The sequence below is a fragment of the Rhodanobacter aciditrophus genome (assembly GCF_050026795.1).
Lineage (GTDB): Bacteria > Pseudomonadota > Gammaproteobacteria > Xanthomonadales > Rhodanobacteraceae > Rhodanobacter_A.
In genome coordinates this window covers 252,729-271,661 of the sequence record NZ_JALBWP010000011.1, presented here as the reverse complement: position 1 = coordinate 271,661, position 18,933 = coordinate 252,729, and the positions used below count along the sequence as shown (strand labels likewise).

At 69.6% G+C, this 18,933-nt stretch carries 11 protein-coding genes; 7 read left to right on the top strand and 4 right to left on the bottom strand.

Features of this window, described 5'->3' with window-relative positions:
- Nucleotides 1-7: 7 nt before the first annotated feature.
- Nucleotides 8-1,480, bottom strand: coding sequence for an alpha-L-fucosidase (locus ACQGNW_RS09945; RefSeq protein WP_426662992.1), 1,473 nt, complete (start codon nt 1,478-1,480; stop codon nt 8-10).
- A 395-nt stretch (nt 1,481-1,875) separates the two neighbouring features.
- On the opposite strand from ACQGNW_RS09945, the gene ACQGNW_RS09940 reads away from it, so the two are divergent.
- Nucleotides 1,876-4,542, top strand: coding sequence for a M16 family metallopeptidase (locus ACQGNW_RS09940; protein WP_426662991.1), 2,667 nt, complete (start codon nt 1,876-1,878; stop codon nt 4,540-4,542).
- 70 nt (nt 4,543-4,612) lie between these two features.
- On the opposite strand, the gene ACQGNW_RS09935 is transcribed toward ACQGNW_RS09940, so the two are convergent.
- The gene (locus tag ACQGNW_RS09935; protein ID WP_426662990.1) at nt 4,613-5,080 is read right to left on the bottom strand and encodes a Dps family protein; all 468 of its coding nucleotides are present in this window, start codon (nt 5,078-5,080) and stop codon (nt 4,613-4,615) included.
- A 146-nt stretch (nt 5,081-5,226) separates the two neighbouring features.
- Between ACQGNW_RS09935 and hrpA the strand changes: the two genes are divergently transcribed.
- Nucleotides 5,227-9,381: an ATP-dependent RNA helicase HrpA gene (gene hrpA, locus ACQGNW_RS09930; protein WP_426662989.1), complete on the top strand. Its 4,155-nt coding sequence runs from the start codon at nt 5,227-5,229 to the stop codon at nt 9,379-9,381.
- Here hrpA and ACQGNW_RS09925 read toward each other — a convergent pair.
- Nucleotides 9,373-9,588, bottom strand: coding sequence for a hypothetical protein (locus tag ACQGNW_RS09925; RefSeq protein WP_426662988.1), 216 nt, complete (start codon nt 9,586-9,588; stop codon nt 9,373-9,375). The genes hrpA and ACQGNW_RS09925 overlap by 9 nt on opposite strands.
- Before the next feature lie 112 nt (nt 9,589-9,700).
- Between ACQGNW_RS09925 and ACQGNW_RS09920 the strand changes: the two genes are divergently transcribed.
- From ACQGNW_RS09920 to ACQGNW_RS09910, 3 genes are all read left to right on the top strand, one after another.
- Nucleotides 9,701-11,836, top strand: a complete 2,136-nt coding sequence (locus ACQGNW_RS09920) for a RelA/SpoT family protein (RefSeq protein WP_426662987.1) — start codon at nt 9,701-9,703, stop codon at nt 11,834-11,836.
- A gap of 211 nt (nt 11,837-12,047) precedes the next feature.
- Nucleotides 12,048-13,760 (top strand): tetratricopeptide repeat protein, encoded by a 1,713-nt coding sequence (locus ACQGNW_RS09915; protein ID WP_426662986.1) that lies wholly within the window; start codon nt 12,048-12,050, stop codon nt 13,758-13,760.
- 6 nt (nt 13,761-13,766) lie between these two features.
- The gene (locus ACQGNW_RS09910; RefSeq protein WP_426662985.1) at nt 13,767-14,618 is read left to right on the top strand and encodes an NAD-dependent epimerase/dehydratase family protein; all 852 of its coding nucleotides are present in this window, start codon (nt 13,767-13,769) and stop codon (nt 14,616-14,618) included.
- A 457-nt stretch (nt 14,619-15,075) separates the two neighbouring features.
- On the opposite strand, the gene ACQGNW_RS09905 is transcribed toward ACQGNW_RS09910, so the two are convergent.
- Nucleotides 15,076-15,606, bottom strand: a complete 531-nt coding sequence (locus tag ACQGNW_RS09905) for a hypothetical protein (RefSeq protein WP_426662984.1) — start codon at nt 15,604-15,606, stop codon at nt 15,076-15,078.
- 54 nt (nt 15,607-15,660) lie between these two features.
- On the opposite strand from ACQGNW_RS09905, the gene ACQGNW_RS09900 reads away from it, so the two are divergent.
- Complete coding sequence (locus ACQGNW_RS09900; RefSeq protein ID WP_426662983.1) at nt 15,661-16,737, top strand: GlxA family transcriptional regulator; 1,077 nt, start codon at nt 15,661-15,663, stop codon at nt 16,735-16,737.
- A gap of 344 nt (nt 16,738-17,081) precedes the next feature.
- Nucleotides 17,082-18,860 carry an autotransporter assembly complex protein TamA gene (locus ACQGNW_RS09895; protein ID WP_426662982.1) on the top strand — a complete coding sequence of 593 codons (1,779 nt, stop codon included), beginning with the start codon at nt 17,082-17,084 and terminating at the stop codon, nt 18,858-18,860.
- The last annotated feature ends 73 nt before the right edge of the window (nt 18,861-18,933 follow it).

Sequence of the window (18,933 nt, the reverse complement as noted above, 5' to 3'; positions counted from 1 at the left end):
CGGAGAATCAGGCTCGCACGGCTGAAATGCGCAGCGTCCAGGCCAGCGAACCCGCCAGTTGCCGGCGCACGGTCTCCGGCAACTCGACATGGATGCCGCCGTCGCGCTGCTGCCACGCCAGCTCGCCACCCGCTCCCAGCACCCGCACGTTCGCGTCCGGTGCCGGCTTGAACGAGCGCAGCATGATGCTGGCCGGCGGCGCCTGCTCGCCCTCGTCGACGAGCCAGATCGCGTTGACGCTGCCGTCCCTGCCCTGCGTGAAGCGGAACCTGCCTTCGCCGTACGGCGCGATGGCCCGGCTGCCGTGGATGGCCGCGCCGTTCACCTGCATCCACGCGCCGATCGCGCGCAGGCGCTCCAGCGCCCCCGCGGGCAGTTCGCCATCCGGCTGCGGGCCGACGCCCAGCAGCAGGTTGCCGCCCTTGGCGACGATGCCGACCAGGGTGTGCACCAGCTCGCGCGGCGACTTGTAGGTGTCGTGCGGATTCCACGACCACGAGCCGCCCGCCGTCATGCAGGTCTCCCACGGGTACGGCAGCGGTTTGTCCGGCACGGCCTGCTCGGGCGTGCGGTAGTTCTCGTAGGGGCCACCCACGTCGCGATCGACCAGCACGATGCCCGGCTGGTTGCGGCGCGCGATGGCCGCCAGGCCCGGCATGTCGATGTCCTGCGCCCACGGCACGTCCATGCCGTAGGCCCTGGCGTCGGGATGTTCGTGCGCGTTCACCCAGCCGGCGTCCAGCCACAGCAGGTCGACGCCGCCGTACTGCGTGGTGAGTTCGTCGATCTGCGCGTGGGTGAAGTCGACGAAACGCTTCCACAGGTCCGGGTACTTGCGCACGTCGTAGTTGTTGTTGCGGGTCGGCGTGGCCCACAACGGCGACCAGTAGTCCGGGTGGTGCCAGTCGGCCTTGGAGAAATACGCGCCGATGCCGAAGCCGCGCCGGCGGAACGCGTCGAACACGGCCTTGGCCACGTTCGCGCGCGGGCTGGCGTGGAACGGCACGTCGGGCGCGGTGACGCGGTAAGCGGTCTGCGCGGTGTCGAACATGCAGAAGCCGTCGTGGTGCTTGGTGGTGAACACCACATAGCGCATGCCAGCGGCGTGCGCGACCTCCGCCCATCGCGCGGGATCGAACTTCAGCGGATTGAACCGCGTCCGCAGCTGTTCGTAGCGCCGCTTCCACTCGACGTAGGCGACGCCGCCGGGACGCTTGATCCAGTCCTCCGAGCACAGCGTCCACGACTCGACGATGCCCAGCACGCTGTAGATGCCCCAGTGCAGGATCAGCCCGAACTTCCAGTCCGACCACTGCGCCAGCTTCGCCTTCACCAGCGGATCGGTGACCGGGACGTAATCCTTGCCCGCGGGCTTGGCATGCTCCTGCTGCGCCACCTGCGCCGCGTCTTTGGCGCGCTCCTGGCCGAAGCCCTTGCCGAAGGGCGCCAGCAGGGCCAGCGTTCCGGCACCTTGCAACATGCGTCGGCGGGTCACCATGGCGATGCCTCGATGGTTGGCGGGCAAAGCCCGAGTCTCGCACAGGCACCACGCCGGCGACGACGCCCTGCCACAGGTCATGCGGCGCCGGGTGGCTTCGCATGGCCATTCCTCGATATCTTTCTTCCGGCCAGCATGATCGGCAGCCAACCCGGTGAGGGCGGAACCCCCATGCGACCATGACGGACGGGCTGGATCGCGATGGCACGGTTGCGCCATGCCCGGCCTGGCGCAACCGACAAAACCGGCAGGCGGTGCGCATCCATTCCTGGCGCCTTGGTGGACTGCCATCCACGCTTGCGGGAAAACCGGACGATGTACACGGCATCGAAGCTGCAGCACGCACTCATCTCCACAAACGACACAAGGACCGCACGATGAAGAAGCAAGCCCTGCGACTGGCCGCCGCGATCGGCCTGGCCCTGGCGGCGGGCAGCGCGATGGCCGCGACCGGCGGCGCCGACGTCACCCGCGCCACGCTGGACAACGGCCTGCGCGTGGTGATCGTGCGCGACACGCTGGCGCCGGTGGTGACCACGGAGATGAACTACCTCGCCGGCTCCGACGAGGTGCCCGCGGGCTTTCCCGGCACCGCGCACGCGGTGGAGCACATGATGTTCCGCGGCAGCCCCGGCCTCAGCAAGGACCAGCTCGCGGCGATCGCGGCGAACATGGGCGGCGCGTTCAACGCCGACACCACGCAGGGCGTGACGCAGTACTACTTCGTGGCGCCGGCGCAGGACCTCGACGTGGCGCTGCACGTGCAGAGCCTGCGCATGCGCGGCGTGGACATGGCGCCGAAGGAGTGGGACAAGGAACGCGGCGCGATCGAGCAGGAAGTCTCGCGCGACCTCTCCAGCCCCGACTTCAAGTTCTACTCGCAGCTGCTGCAGCAGATGTTCGCCGGCACGCCCTACGCGCACACGCCGCTCGGTACGCGACCCTCGTTCGACAAGACCACGGCGACGATGCTGAAGAACTTCCACGACACCTGGTACGCGCCGAACAACGCGATCCTGGTGATCGCGGGCGACGTCGACCCGGCCGCCACACTGGCCAAGGTGAAGCAGGAATTCGGCGACATCGCGAAGAAGACGCTGCCGGCGCGCCCGGCGTTCGACTTCAGGCCGGTGACCGCCAAGACGGTGCAACTGCCCACCGATGCGCCTTACGGCTCGGTCTACCTCGGCTATCGCATGCCCGGCCTCACCTCGAAGGACTACGCCACCGCGATGGTGCTGAGCGGCGCACTGGGCTCGCAGCGCGCGGCGCTGGCCGGCATGCGCTTCGACGGCACCGCGCTGTTCGGCGGCTTCTTCGATCAGGGCATGCCGCAGGCCGGCGTGGGCATGGCGGTGGGCATCTTCCCCAAGGGCGGCAACCCGCAGCCCATCCTTGCCAGGATGCAGTCCATCCTCGCCGAGGCGGCAAGCAAGGGCGTCGACCCGGCGCTGGTGGACGCCGCCAAGCGCAAGGCGATCGCCGCGCTGGAATTCAAGAAGAACTCGGTGGACGGCCTCGCCAATGCGTGGTCGCAGGCGCTGGCCTTCCAGGGCGCGGAATCGCCCGACGCGATCAAGACCGCGATCGAGGCGGTGACGCCGGAAGCGGTGAACGCGCTGGCGAAGCACATCTTCGATCCCGCGCATGCGATCACCGCCATCCTCACCCCGCAAAGCTCGGGCAAGCCGGTGGCGGGCAAGGGCTTCGGCGGCGCGGAAAGCTTCGCCGCCAGCCCCGACAAGCCGGTGCAGTTGCCGGCGTGGGCGGAGCAGGCCTTCGCCAGGCTCGACGTGCCGAAGTCGTCGCTGAACCCCGTTTCCTACACCCTGCCGAACGGGCTCCGGCTGATCGTGCAGCCGGAAACCATCAGCGACACGGTGGAGCTGTTCGGCAACGTCAAGACCAACCAGGACCTGCAGGCCGCCAAGGGCGAGGAAGGCGTGGCCGACGTGCTGGAGGAACTGTTCCCCTACGGCACCGAGCACCTCAGTCGCCTGCAGTTCCAGGCCGCGCTCGACGAGATCAGCGCACACGTGAGCGCCGGCTACGGCTTCTCGCTGTCGGTGCCGTCCACGCACTTCACCGAGGGCGTGAAGCTGCTCGCCGACAACGAACTGCACCCCGCCCTGCCCGCGCAGGCCTTCCCGGTGGTGCAGCGGCAGACCGCCGGCATGCTGGCCGGGGAGTTGCAGTCACCCGATTTCCTGCTGCAACTGGGCCTGGACAAGGCGCTGCTGCCGGCGAACGATCCGCAGACACGCCACGCCACGCCGCAAAGCGTGATGGCGCTGACGCTGGACAAGGTGAGGCAGTACTACGCGCAGACCTTCCGCCCCGACCTCACCACCATCGTGATCGTGGGCAAGGTCGACCCGGCGCAGGCGAGGCAGGTGATCGGGCAGGCCTTCGGCGGCTGGAAGGCCACCGGGCCGAAGCCGGAGACCGCCTACGCCGCCGTGCCCGCCAACGCGCCCGGCAAGCTGCACGTGCCCGACGCCAGCGCGGTGCAGGACAGCGTGGACATGGCGCAGACCATCGCCGTCACCTACGACGACCCCGCCCGCTTCGCGATCAACCTCGGCAACCAGGTGCTGGGCGGCGGCTTCTACGCCTCGCGCCTCACCCGCGACCTGCGCGAGAAGCACGGCCTGGTCTACACCGTGGGCGTCGACCTCGATGCGAACAAGCACCGTGGCACCTACAAGGTGTACTTCGGCTGCGATCCCGACAAGGTGGGCGCCGCCAGCGCGCTGGTGGTGCAGGACCTCAGGCAGATGCAGCAGCAGCCGGTGACCGGGACGGAACTCGAGCAGGCCAAGGGCATCCTGCTTCGCCGCATCCCGCTGGGCGAATCCAGCTTCGGCGGCATCGGCGGCCAGCTGCTCACGCTGTCGCAGCAGGGCAAGCCGCTGGACGCGATGACCATCGCCGCCCGGCACTACCTCGCGCTGACCGCACCCGAGGTGCAGCAGGCGTTCGCGAAGTACGTGCGCCCCGACGGCCTGGTCACCGCGGTGAAGGGGCCGGCGCCGAAGAACTGAAAACGCGCAGGACGCAGCAACGGAAAGGCCCGCCATCGGCGGGCCTTTCCTCATCCGGCTGCCGGCTCGCTCACTTCAGCAGTGCGCGCAGCATCCACGCCGTCTTCTCGTGCGCCTTCAGGCGGCCGGTGAGCATGTCGGCGCTGCCCTCGTCGCCGGCCTTGTCGGCCACCTTGATCGCGGCGCGCGCGGTGTTCGCCACGATCTCGTGGCCTTCGACCAGCTGGCTCACCATCTCCTTCCACTCCGGCACGCCGGATTCCTCCTTGATCGAACTGAGCTTGCCGAACTGGCTGTAGGAACCGGGCGCGAACACGTCGAGCGTGCGGATGCGCTCGGCGATCTCGTCGGCGGCCAGCCAGAGTTCGTTGTACTGCGTCTCGAACATCGCATGCAGGCTGTTGAACTGCGGCCCGGTGACGTTCCAGTGGAAGCTGTGGGTCTTCAGGTAGAGCGAGTAGGTGTCGGCCAGCAGCCTGGACAGCTGCCTGGCGGTTGCTTCGCGATCCTTCTTCGCGATACCGATATTCGTGGCCATGGGCTTCTCCTCGGGTGACGTTGGCTGGAAGGGACGGAGCAACGATAACGACAGCGGCGCCGTGAATGAAATGAATCTTTGCGATGTCTTCGATAGCGACAGGCTATCGGCCCGCCACCGTGCCTGCCGCTATCATGTGCGGTCCCATGAACGACACGAGCCGCCTTCCGCCCGCTGCCGACCGCTCCCTGCGCGAACTGCGCCGGGCGCTGGACGGCGTGGCCAGCCGCGACTTCGGGCGACTGCTGGGGCGCTGGCGCGGGCTGTCGAAACGGCCCGACGAGGCGCGCCTGGCGGCGCTCGCCACGGACATCGAGGCGTCCGCGGCCCGGCGCCGCGCGCGTGCCGAGGCCAAGCCCGCGATCCGCCTGGACGAGTCGCTGCCGATCGCCGCGCGCGCCGACGAGATCGTCAAACTGATCCGCGAACACCAGGTGGTGGTGATCGCCGGCGAAACCGGTTCGGGCAAGACCACGCAGCTGCCCAAGCTCTGCCTCGCCGCCGGCCGCGGCGAGGCCGGGCTGATCGGCTGCACCCAGCCGCGCCGGCTCGCCGCGCGCTCGGTGGCGCGCCGCGTGGCGGAGGAACTGGGCACGCAGCTCGGTGACCAGGTGGGCTTCCAGGTGCGCTTCACCGACCAGGTGAGCGAACGCACGCTGGTGAAGTTCATGACCGACGGCATCCTGCTCGCCGAGACGCAGGGCGACCCGTGGCTCTCCAGCTACGACACGCTGATCATCGACGAGGCGCACGAGCGCAGCCTCAACATCGACTTCCTGCTCGGTTATCTCAGGCGCCTCGCCGCGAAGCGACCCGAGCTGAAGATCATCGTCACCTCGGCCACCATCGACACCGCGCGCTTCGCCGCGCACTTCGGCAACGCGCCGGTGGTGTCGGTGGAAGGCCGCGCCTACCCGGTGGAACTGCGCTGGCGGCCGGTCGCCGACACCGGCGAGCGCATGCAGCAGGGCAGCGCCGAGCACATCGCCGCCGTGCTTGACGAGATCGTGGCCGACCGCAGCCTCGGTAGCGGCCCGGGCGACGTGCTGGTGTTCCTGCCCGGCGAGCGCGAGATCCGCGACGCGCACCTGCTGCTGTCGCGCCGCCAGTACCGCGAGACCGAGATCCTGCCGCTGTACGCGCGGCTCTCCGCCGCCGATCAGGACCGCGTGTTCAAGCCCGGCCCGAAACGCCGCGTGGTGCTCGCCACCAACGTGGCCGAGACCTCGCTCACCGTGCCGCGCATCCGCTACGTGGTCGACACCGGCAGCGCGCGGGTGAAGCGCTACAGCCAGCGCAGCCAGCTCGAACGCCTGCACGTGGAGCCGGTCTCGCAGGCCGCCGCGGACCAGCGCAAGGGCCGCTGCGGCCGTATCGGCCCGGGCATCTGCTACCGGCTGTACGACGAGGCCGATTTCGCCGCGCGCAACGCCTTCACCGACCCCGAGCTGCTGCGCGCCTCGCTCGCCAACGTGATCCTGCGCATGCTGGCGCTGAAGCTGGGCGAGGTGGACGACTTCCCCTTCCTCGACGCGCCCGACCCGCGCGTGGTGGCCGACGGCTACCGCCGCCTCGCCGAGATCGGCGCCATCGACGCGGCGCGCACGCTCACCCCGATCGGCCGCACGCTGGCCAAGCTGCCGATCGACGTGCAGCTGGCGCGCATGCTGGTGGAGGCGGAGAAACTCGGCGCACTGCGCGAGCTGCTCACCGTCGTCGCCTTCCTCAGCATCCAGGACCCGCGCGAGCGCCCCGCCGACGCACGCCAGCAGGCCGACGCCGCACACGCCGCGTTCGCCAACCCGAAGTCCGACTTCGTCGGCGTGCTGAACCTGTGGCGCGCGTACGACCAGGCGCACGAGGAGCTCACCCAGTCGAAACTGCGCGACTGGTGCTCGCGGCACTTCCTCAGCTTCATGCGCATGCGCGAGTGGCGCGAGCTGCACCGGCAGCTGCTGCTGGTGGTGCAGGAGCTGGGGTGGAAGCTGTCGTCTTCTGCTCCCGCAGCTGTTTCTTCCCCTCCCCTCCGGGGAGGCCACGCTGTTTCCCCCTCTCCCCTTCGGGGAGAGGGCCGGGGTGAGGGGCCGAGCTCGCGAGGTGCCGGCAAGAACAAGCGCGCTTCGCACGAGCGTTCGCGCGAGCACCCGCCCCTCTCCTCGCTCCTCAAAGCCGGCGCCATCCCTGGCGCCTCCCCGCGTGCCTCCGAGGGGAGAGGAGGCAAGGGCGAAAAGCCCGTTACCGTTGAAAAAGAAGCTGCGCTTCTTTTCGAGACGATCCACCGCAGCCTCCTGGCTGGTCTGCCCACGCAGGTGGGCCGCAAGGACGAGCGCGGCATTTTCCAGGGCACGCGCGAGCGCAAGTTCCAGGTGTTCCCCGGCTCCGCGCTGGCGAAGGTCCCGCCGAACTGGTTGTTTGCCGCGCAGATCCTCGATGTGGGCGGCAAGGTATGGGCGATGATGTGCGCGCGCATCGAACCGGCCTGGGTCGAGCAGCAGGCCGCGCACCTGCTGAAGTCGTCCTGTCGCGACGCGCACTGGTCGCGCAAGCGCGGCTGCGTGGTGGCCTACGAGCAGGTGAGCCTGTTCGGCCTGAACCTGGTCGAGCGCCGCGCGGTGACGTTCGAGAAACAGGACCCCGCCCTCGCCCACGAGATCTTCCTGCGCGAGGCGCTGGCGCGCGGCGACATCGAGGCGAAAGCCGACTTCGTGCGCGCCAACCAGCGCGTGCTGGAGGACGCGCAGGGCATCGAGGCGAAGCAGCGCCGCGAAGGACTGATCCGCCACGAGGACGAACTGGTCGACTTCTTCCGCGGCAAGCTGCCGCAAGACATCGCGTCCAGCCGCGCATTGGATGCGTGGTACCGCCACGCCCGCCCCGCCGAGCAGGCCGCGCTGCGCTGGTCGCTGGACGACGTGATGGCGGGCGGCGCGGGGCTGGACCCGAAGGCGTTTCCCGCCGCGCTGGAGATCGCCCCGAAGGATGGCCCTGCGCAGCGCTACCGTCTCGAATACCGTTTCGTCCCCGGCGACGAGGCCGATGGCGTCACCCTGCACCTGCCGCTGGCGATGTTGAATGCCCTGTCCGCCGCGCGCTGCGAATGGCTGGTGCCCGGGCTACTGGCCGAGAAGGTCGCCGAACTGATCCGCGGCCTGCCCAAGGCGCTGCGCCGCAACTTCGTGCCGGCGCCGGATTTCGCGCGCGCCTTCGCCGAGGCCGAGGCACCGCGCGACGAGCCGTTGGCCAAGGCGCTCGCCGGCTTCCTCCAGCGCACCACCGGCGTCGCCATCGATGCCGGCGAATTCGCCACCGGCGAACTCGCGCCGCATTACCTGATGCGCTTCCGCGTGCACGACGAGAGCGGCCGCACGCTGGCCGCCGGCCGCGACCTCGCTGCCTTGCGCGCGGAGTGGGAGGGCCGCGCGCGCGAAGCGTTCTCGAAGAAGACCGACGTGGAACTCACCCGAGAAGACATCGTCGCCTGGGACTTCGACGAGATCCCGCGCGAAGTGCGTTCCAAGGGCAACCTCATGGCCTTCCCTGCGCTGGTCGACCTCGGCGACGCGGTGGCGCTGCGCGTGTTCGAGCGCCGCGACGAGGCCGCCACGGCGCACGTGGGCGGCGTGTTGCGCCTGCTGCGCAACGCGCTGGCCAGCGACCTGAAGCAGGCGCGCCGGCGCCTGCCCATCGCGAACCCGCTGGCGCTGAAATACGCCGCGCTCGGCAGCGCGGACCGCCTGCGCGAGGACGTCGTCGAAGGCGGTTTCGCCGATCTCGTGGCGCGGCTCGACCTCGACGCGCGCAGCGCCGGCGCCTTCGAGGCCTTGCGCACGCAGGCCGCACGCGAGCTGTTCGCCTGCGCCGTCGAGCGGCTGAAACTCGTCGAACCCGTCATCGAGGCGCAGGCCGAGCTGAGGCCCTGGCTCGAGCCGCCGCTGATGGGCTTTGCCCGTGCCAGCTACGACGACCTGCGCGAGCAGCTCGACGCCCTGCTCGCGCCCGGTTTCCTGCGCGAACTGCCGCTGGCGCGGCTCGCGCACTACCCGCGCTACCTCAAGGCCATGCGCCTGCGCGGCGAACGCCTGCGGCAGGACCCGGCCAAGGACCAGCAGCGCATGCTGCAGGTGCTGCCCTGCTGGCGCGAATACCTCAGGCACCGCGCCGCCGGCGATGCGAACCTCGACGAGCTGCGCTGGCTGATCGAGGAATGGCGCGTGTCGTTGTTCGCGCAGGAGCTGAAGACCGCCGAGCCGGTGTCGGCCAAGCGCCTGGCGAAGGCGCTGGAAGCGCTCCGCTCAGCGTGACCTGCGGCGGCGCCGCTGCCCCAGCGCCGACACCACCACGATCAAGGTGGACAGCACGCCGAAGGCGGCTCCCGCCATGGGATGCCGCTGCGCAAATTCGGTCAGCGACGGCGCGCCCGCCTCGCTCCACGCCATCAGCAGCGACGCGCCGAGCACGGTGACGCCGGCAGCCAGCATGGCGGCCAGCAGGGATCGCAACCAGCGCATGACGCATCCTGCCGAAGTGGAAAGGGAACCGGCGCGATTCTGCGGCCCGAACAGGGCGAAGCCAAGCGCCGCCGATCCACCTAGAATGGGCATCCGCGATACGCCTCCGACCATGACCACCTCCCCGCCCATCCCCCGCCTGCAGGCCTGGCACGACCGCGCCGGCGCGCCGCCCGTGCTGGCCGCGGCGCTGGAGCGCTGTCTGGCACGGCCGGTCGACCAGGCCGAATGCGCCGACGTGCTCGACCTGCTGGCGATGCTGGGCTGCGACGCGCCCACCCAGGCGGCGGCGCTGTGGTTCGCGCTGTCGCGCGTCGATCCGGCCCTGTGGCAAGCCGAGGCACCACGGCTGTCAGGCGAGATCCGCCGGCTGGTGGAAGGCCAGCAGGCGGCGGAGCAGGTATGGGCGCTGCACGCGCAGCGTGCGCCGGGCGGCGGCTCCGAAGGCCTGCGGCGCCTGCTGCTGGCGATCATCCGCGACCTGCGCGTGGTATTCGTGCTGCTGGCGCGCCAACTCGCGCGGCTGCGCGATGCGGCATCGCTGCCCGAAGCCGAACGGATGGAACTCGCCCGGCTCACCCGCGACATCCACGCGCCGCTGGCCAACCGCCTCGGCATCTGGCAGCTGAAGTGGGAGCTGGAGGACCTCGCCTTCCGCCACCTGCAGCCGGACACCTACAGGCGCATCGCGAAGCTGCTCGACGAGCGCCGCGCCGACCGCGAGGCCTTCATCCGCGAATCGCTGGACGAACTGGGCCGCGCGCTCGAAGCCGCCGGCGTCCGCGCCGAGCTGGCCGGGCGGCCCAAGCACATCTATTCCATCTGGAAGAAGATGCAGCGCAAGAACCTGGAGTTCGCCGAGCTCTACGACATCCGCGCCGTGCGCGTGCTGGTGGACACGGTGGCCGACTGCTACGCCGCGCTGGGCGTGGTGCATACGCTGTGGCCGCACCTGCCGCGCGAGTTCGACGACTACCTCGCGCGCCCCAAGGGCAACGGCTACCGCTCGCTGCACACCGCGGTGATCGGCCCGCGCGGCAGGACGCTGGAAGTGCAGATCCGTACCCACGAGATGCACCGCGCCAACGAACTGGGCGTGGCGGCGCACTGGCGCTACAAGGAAGGTGGCGGCGCCGACGCCGAGTTCGAGGCCAAGATCGCCTGGATGCGCAAGCTGCTGGAGACGCGCGGCGAGGACGAAGGCGCGCTGGCCGCCGATCTCAAGACCGAGCTGATGGAGGACCGCGTCTACCTGCTCACCCCGAAGGGCGAGGTGGTGGACCTGCCGCGTGGCGGCACCGTGCTGGACTTCGCCTACCACGTGCATACCGAGGTGGGGCACCGCTGCCGCGGCGCCAAGGTCAACGGCCGCATCGTGCCGCTCACCTTCCAGCCGCAGAGCGGCGACCGCGTGGAGATCCTCACCGCGAAGCAGGCCGAGCCGAGCCGCGACTGGCTGTCGCCACACCACGGCTACCTCAACAGCTCGCGGGCGCGCGACAAGGTGCGCGCCTGGTTCCGCCGGCTGGCGCACGACGCCAACCTCGCGGTGGGCCGCGTGATGTTCGAGCGCGAACTGAAGCGCCTCGCGCTGCCCGAGGTCGACCTGGCAAAGCTGCCCGCGCACTTCCACCTGAAGACCCAGGACGAGCTGCTGGTGGCACTGGCGCTCAACGAGATCAGCACGGGCCAGGTCGCGCGCGCGCTGCAGGAAATCGCGCAGCCGCTGGAAGAGGACGACGCCGTGCCGCTGCCGCCCGCGCGGCCTGCGCCGGCGCGCGACCCCGGCGCGCTCAGCATCGAGGGCATCGGCAACCTGCTCACCACGCTGGCGCGCTGCTGCCAGCCGCTGCCGGGCGACCCGGTGCGCGGCTTCATCACCCGTGGCCGGGGCGTGTCGGTGCACCGCGCGGACTGTGCCAGCCTCGCGCGACTGACGCGGCGCGATCCGGACCGGGTGATCGAGGTGGACTGGGGCAAGCCCAGCGCCCAGGCGTACGAGGTGGACATCGAGCTGCGCGGCTACGACCGCAAGGGCCTGCAGAAGGACGTCACCGGCACCATCAGCAACGCCAGCGTCCCGATCATCGCCTCCTCCAGCCGCGCCTTTGCGAAGAGCGGCGAAGTGGAAATGCGCTTCGCCCTGCGCGTGCGCGACTTCGAGCAGCTTTCCACCCTGCTCGGCCGCCTGCTGGCGCTGCCGAACGTGGTGGAAGCGCACCGCATCGGCAGCCCGCGGGCATCCTGAACGCGCGTTCCTGCGCGAGGCAGCGGCGCCGGGGCGCGATGCTAAGCTGAGCCTGGCGTTTGCGATCATCCATGGGCGCGGGAATCAAACGGGCGGCCATCCATGACCGCACTTCGGGTTTCACTGCGATCATCCCTGATCGCGAGGATCAAACGGGCGGCCATCCATGGCCGCACTCCTCAATGTTTATTTACTTGAACTGCCAACTTCCATGAGCGGACGCCGCGACCAGCACGAATCCGAATCCCGCGGACGCATCGAGCCCACGCTGGGCAATCTCGACCAGCTCGGTGCACCGCAGCGCAGCGCAGCGCCACGCAACGAGCCGCCCTGGGAAGACGACGAACCGCGGCGTCGCTGGCGACGCGCCTCGGCGATGCCGGATCGCGCTCGCCGCCGCTGGCTGGTGCCCGTGCTGGTGCTGGCACTGGTCGGCGTGGCGGGCACCGCTTGGGTCGAACAGAATCGCCTGCGCAGCCTGCTGCCGCGTACCGAGCTCAACGACGTGCTCAGCCGCGCGCAGCAGGCGCTGGCCGCCGGCCACCTGGACGGCGACGACGGCAGCAGCGCGCGCGAACTGTTCCAGGCCGCGGTGGCGCTGGAGCCGGACAACGACGCCGCGCGCAACGGCCTGCACCAGGTCGGCATGGCCGAGGTCTCGCAGGCCGACGCCGCGCTGCAGGCCGGCCAGCTCGATGTCGCCGCGCAGAAGGCCGCGGTGGCGCGCGAACTGCTCGGCGGCGGCAGCGATGTCGACCGCCTCGACCGGCAGATCGCCGCGAAACGGGCTTCGCAGGTGCAGGTCGGCACGCTGGTGCAGCAGGCGCAGCAGGCCTATGCCGCCGGCCAGTACGGCGGCGAGCACGGCGCCGGCACGCTGTACCGGCAGGTGCTCGCCGCCGACCCCGGCAATGCGGTGGCCCGCCACGGCCTGGACCAGGTCGGCGACGCCCTCGCCGCGCAGGCGCAGAAGGCGCTGAACGCGAACGATGGCGCCGGCGCCGACGCCACCATCGAGCAGCTGGCCGCGCTGCAGCCGAACAATGCCGCCCTGCCGGGCCTGCGCGCGGCGCGTGCGCAAGCGCAGCAGCAGGACAGCGCCGCGCTGGACACCGCCCTGCAGCAAGGCGACGAAGCGCTGCGCGCCGGCCGCATCGACGGTGCTGGCGACGACACCGCGCTGGCGCACTACAAGGCCGCGCTCGCGCTGAGCCCGGGCAACCCGCAGGCCGAGGCCGGACTGGGCAAGGTGGCGCAGGCGCTGACCGTGCAGGCCAGCGCGGCGATGGACGCCGGCGACACCGCGCAGGCGGGCAAGCTGCTCGACCGCGCCGCGGCGCTGGCGCCGAAATCCGCCGACCTCGCCGCCGCCCGCGCGCGCCTGCAAGGCATGGCGCACGGCAAGGCCGGCACCGCGCCGGACACCACGCCGGACGCCGCGCCCGCCGACGACGCCGGCATGCTGCATCCCGCCCTGACGCCGCAGCAAACCGCGCAGGTCGCCCGCCTGCTGCAACAGGCGCAGGCTGCCGCGCAGCGCGGCGACATCATGCTGCCGCCCGGCAACTGCGCCTACGACCTGTACCGCAACGCGCTGGCGATCGACGGCAACAACGCCGCCGCGCAGCAGGGCCTGCAGGCGTTGCCTCGCGTGGTGCTGCAGCTGTTCAACCGCGCGCTGGCCGGTGGCGACCTCGTCCGCGCCGGCCAGATGCTGGACAACCTCGCCGATCTCTCGCCCGGCGATGCCGCACAGGGTGTCCTCAGCCAGCGCCTCGCCAGCGCATGGCTGGACCAGGCCGACCGCCAGCTCGCCGGCGGCGACCGCATCGGCGCCGCGCAGTCGCTGCAGCAGGCGCGCAAGCTGGCGCCGAACCTGCCGCGCGTGCTCGACCTCGCCGCCCGCCTGCAGTCGGGAACCTAGCCGCACATGACGGTGTTGGTATTCGGTGGCAGCAGCCAGATCGGCCATTTCCTCCTGCCGCGCCTGCTCGCCCGGGGCGCGACGGTGACGGCGCTGAGCCGCCACGCGCGCGCCCCGCAACCCGGCCTGCGCTGGCTGCAGGGCAGCCTGCCCGACGTGCTGCCCGGCGAGCTGCCGCATCCCGCAGCGATCGTCAGCTTCGGCCCGATCGGCCCGTTCGCGCAGTGGCTGGCGCGCGCGGACTTCGGCAGCGAGCCGCCGCGGGTGATCGCCACCAGCTCGATGAGCGCGGAAACCAAGAGCACCTCCACCGTGCCCGCCGAACGCGCGATGGCGCAGCAGCTGCGCGACGGCGAGCAGGCGCTGGCCGCCGCCTGCGCCCGCCACGGCGCGCCGTGGACGGTGCTGCGCCCCACGCTCATCTACGGTGCCGGGCTCGACAAGAGCCTCAGCCCCATCGCCCGCCGCGCCTGGCGCACGCGCATCTTCCCGCTGCCGGCCGGCCGCGGGCTGCGCCAGCCGGTGCACGCCGAGGACATCGCGCTCGCCGTGCTCGCCGCGCTGGATCGCCCCGCCAGTGCGGGTCGCATCCTGTCCATCGGCGGCGGCGAACGCCTCAGCGCCGGCGAGATGTTCGCCCGCGTCCGCCAGACCCTGCCCCACGCCAACCTGCCGGTGCCGCTGCCCTCGTGGCTGCTGCACGCCGGCCAGCGCCTCGCCCCCGCAAAACTGCGCGGGCCACTCGCGCGGCTCGATGCCGACCTGGTCGCCGACAACGGCGAACTGGAACGCCTGCTGGGGGTGACGCCGCGGGCGTTCCAGCCGACGGCGGAGATGTGGTTTCCGGTGAGGGAATGACACTCGCCCCCCAGCGCGCCCCTCCTATAGAGAAGCTGGGCTGAGGAACGAGCGCTCGCTCGATACTGCTTCAGGCCACGGTGGCGCCAACCAATCGTGGGCGAAAACAAGAGCGAGAGTGTGCGCTCCCGCCGATAAACGTTAGCCCTCACGACACTAGAGCAACAGGCGGCCCGAAAAAAACGGCTTGTATCGGCAGCCGAGGCGTTGTTGCCATTGCGGGCGGGTATCGGTGGGGGGGCGTGTGCATGAGCAGAATGCTCTGTCGACTGGGCTTCCAGGACCATCTGGCGTACCAAGTCTTCGAGCATTTCAATCAAGCAACGTTTCCGCGCAAAGCTGAAAATTCACTTGAGCTAACGTCCCACCATTCGTCCGAGCCGATGCTGCCTTGTGACGTCGGCCCTGTGCTTCGAATGCGCCCCCGTCCGATGCCACGGCGTCGTTGCGGCTAGAGTCACGGCTGCCTGATACCCTCGCCACGGGCCAGCATCGTCCAATGGACCTTGTCGCTGGACAGCTCGACGCTGACCCTTACCTTGGTCGGCGAAGCATAGTGGTAGACGACGCGGTAGGTCTTGTTGTCGGCGTTTCCGTATGCTGTCCACGTATCGCCTTCGATGGTCATGCGCGCAATGAATGGCTCCGCACCGCTTCCGTCGGAGTCGAACATTTCATAATGCCAATAGCTTTTGTCGCTGTAGTTATACGTGCTGACGGCAAGCGACTTCACTACCTTGCCGGGTTCGCTCATGGTGAAGCTGCAAGCCATGAACGCCCGCGTGGCCGACCATTTGCAGTTTTCCAACCAAGTCCACTTGGCGGCCTTCTGCCTGGCGACGGCCAGATTTTCTCCGTGATAGACCCATGTACCGGCCGTGATGTCCAACGGCCGAAGTTCCGGGGCGAGGGGCCGCGCACCTGAGCACCAGGCGGGCGAGGCAAAGGTCAGCATGGCCAGCGCAGCCAAAGCCGTTGAATCGCGCATAAGAAGTTCTCCCAAGGCAGATAAGGGACGGTCGTTGCGAAGCAATTGCCGCGCATGGCGCAGGCACTCGATCGAGACTGGATCTTGACGATTCGATCCCGGCGAGGCAACGCTAATCAGACCTCGTTTCCTGCCAAACCGATGGCCTCCACGAAGACAGTTGCATTCGTCCTCTTCGACGACGCACTGGCGCTCAACGTCGCCGGACCCGCCGAAGCTTTTTGCAGCGCCAATCGACTGTCCGGCGGAAGCGTTCCGCTCTATCGGCTTGTCTATCTGTCCACCACGGGCGGCCTGGTGAGGACCGGTTCCGGCATGTCGATTCACACCGAGGCCATCGCAACTGTCGATGCGGGCGGGCTGGATACGATCATCGTGGTCGGCGGCGCCACAGTTGCCGAGGCAATGCGCGATACGGCACTGATCGATTGGATAGCGCATGCCTCCACCGTGGCGCGGCGCACTTGCAGCGTATGCACGGGCGCCTTCCTGCTGGCCGCCGCACACCTGCTTGACGGGCGCCGCGCCGTCACTCATTGGGCATCCGTGGGCGATCTTCTGGCGCAGTTCCCGACGGTGGACGTGCAGCTTGACCCCATCTACATCAACGACGGCAACATCTGGACTTCTGCGGGCATCTCGGCCGGCATCGATCTGGCGTTGACCCTAGTGGCAGCCGATCACGATCGGCGCCTGAGTCTGGCAGTCGCCAGGGATCTTGTCGTCTTTCTGCATCGTCCCGGCGACCAAGCCCAATTCAGTCTGACCCTGGCATCGCAAACGGAAATGAGTACGCGCGACGTCGCGTCCCGGCTGAGTGTCCTGTACGCCTGGATCGTCGAGCACCTGGATGAGGCACTCACGGTTGAGCGCCTTGCCGAGCGCGTGAAAATGACGCCACGCACTTTCGCGCGCAAGTTTGTCGAGGCGTACGGTCGCACATCGACGAAACTCGTCGAGGACCTTCGTTTTGAAACTGCTCGTCGGCATCTCGAAGAAGGCTGTGTTTCCATCAAAAAAGTCGCCAGCCTTTGTGGCTTCGGCGACGAGGAACGCATGAGAAGGGTGTTCATGCGGCGTTTGCATGTCTCTCCTGCGAGCTATAGGGAACGATTTTCCTCCACTGGCTAGGCACACTCTCCAAGCAGGCCGCTTCAGGTCTGTGCTGTTTCACGGCCGCGGAGCCTGTTGCCAATTCCGTTGAGCAAACCAACTTCCTGGAACGCCTGGTGCAGCAGGAGCCGCGACGGCGGTCCGAAACTGCTTTGTCGCCTGCCGGGACATACAAGCAAGAGCCCTTCCCCTCCTCTCCCGCAAGCGGGAGAGGAGAACGGTGGCAGTGAGGCGCGCGAATCCCCTCGTCGCCAACGCAATCACGCCGGGCTGCGCGTTCGCGGATTCATCCGCACTCCATCCCCCTTCGGTAAGCTGTCCCACAGCTAACCCACGCTCCCTCGAGGATGGATCCCTTGCGCATGCGCCGCCCCCGCCGACGCCTGGCACTGCTCGCGCTGTTGCCGATGCTGCTGTTCGCGTCGCTGGCGCGGGCCGGCGTGCAGCTGGTGGTGCGCGGGGTGGACGAGCCGCTGCAGCAGGCGATCGCCGCCTCGGTGACTCTGTCGCAGTACGCGCATCGCGAGGCCAGCGAGGCGCAGATCCGCCGCCTGTACGCGCAGGCATCGGCGCAGGCGAAGGCGGCGCTGGAGCCCTACGGCTATTACGACGCGGACGTCGTCGCGCAGCTGCAGGCGGTGGGCAGGGACTGGAAGGTGACGCTGGACGTGCGCACGGGCGAGCCGGTCAAGGTCACCACGGTGGACGTGCGGCTCGATGCCGCCGCGCTCGCCTTGCCGTCGATCCGCCGCGCGCGCGGCGCGATCGAGCGCATGCGCGGCCAGCGGCTGGACGACGCCGCATATGACGCGGCGCGCGACGCGCTGTCCGCCGCGCTCACCGCGAGCGGCTTCCTCGACGCGAGGCTCGTCACGCATCGCGTGGAAGTGGACACGGCGCAGCACAGCGCGGCGATCCGCCTGGCCTGGCAGGCGGGGCGACGCTACCGCTACGGTGCGGTGCATTTCGAGGGCTCGCAGTTCCGCGAGGGCTTCCTCCAGCGCTACGTGCCGTTCAAGCCCGGCGACTACTTCGACCAGGACCAGCTGCTCCAGCTGCAGCAGGCGCTGAACGGCGCGGACTACTTCGCCGTGGTCAACGTGCTGCCGCAGATCGACGAAAAGGCCGACGGCAGGGTCGACGTCAAGGTGGAGCTGGTCCCGGCGAAACGGACGATCTACACCGGCGGCCCGTTCATCGGCACCGACACCGGCTTCGGCGTGCGTGCAGGCATGGAGCGGCGCTGGGTGAACCGGCGCGGCCACAAGTGGAAGAACGAGCTGGTGCTGGCGCAGCGGCTGAAGACGCTGTCCACGCTGTACTCCGTCCCGATGCCCGGCGCCGACCAGCGCAGCTTCAACGTCGGCGCGAACTTCCGCGACGCGAACACCAGCACCTCGCAGTCGCGCACGCTGGAGCTGGTGGGCAACGAGACGCGACAGTGGCACGGCTGGACCCGCACCGTCGGCCTGCACGCGCTGTCCGGCAGCTTCACCGTGGGCAAGCGCGGCGACGAACCGGACTCCACGCCCGGCATCGAGCGCGGCAGCAGCACGCTGCTGTTCGCCGAGGCCTCACTGTCGCGCAAGCAGGCGGACAACTTCGATTTCGTGCACCGCGGCTGGTCGTTCGGCTTCGCGGCGCGCAGCACCGCTGGCGACCTGCTCTCCTCGGCCAGCTTCAGCCAGCTCACCGCCGACGCCAAGTGGATACGCGCATTCGGCGCGAAGCGGCGCAACCGGCTGATCCTGCGCGGCAGCGCAGGGCACATCTGGACCGACGATTTCGCCGCGCTGCCGCCGCAACTGCGCTTCTTCGCCGGCGGCGACCGCTCGGTGCGCGGCTACGGCTTCCAGTCCATCGGCCCCGAGAACAGCTACGGTCGCGTGCTCGGCGGCGTGAACCTGCTGGTGACCAGCGCCGAGGTGGAGCACTACTTCACCCGCAACTGGGGCATCGCCACCTTCCTCGACGCGGGCAACGCCTTCGACGGCACCGACTACCGGCCGAAGCTCGGCGCCGGCCTCGGCGTGCGCTGGCGCTCGCCGGTGGGCATGATCCGGGTGGATCTGGGTACGCCGATCCACGATTCGCAACGCCACGGCATCGTCCTCCACCTGGTGATAGGGCCGGATCTGTGAGCGGGTGCCACGGCACCCGCTCACAGGCGGCCATGGATGGCCGCACGCGCATCGGTCGCTCTGCGACCGATGC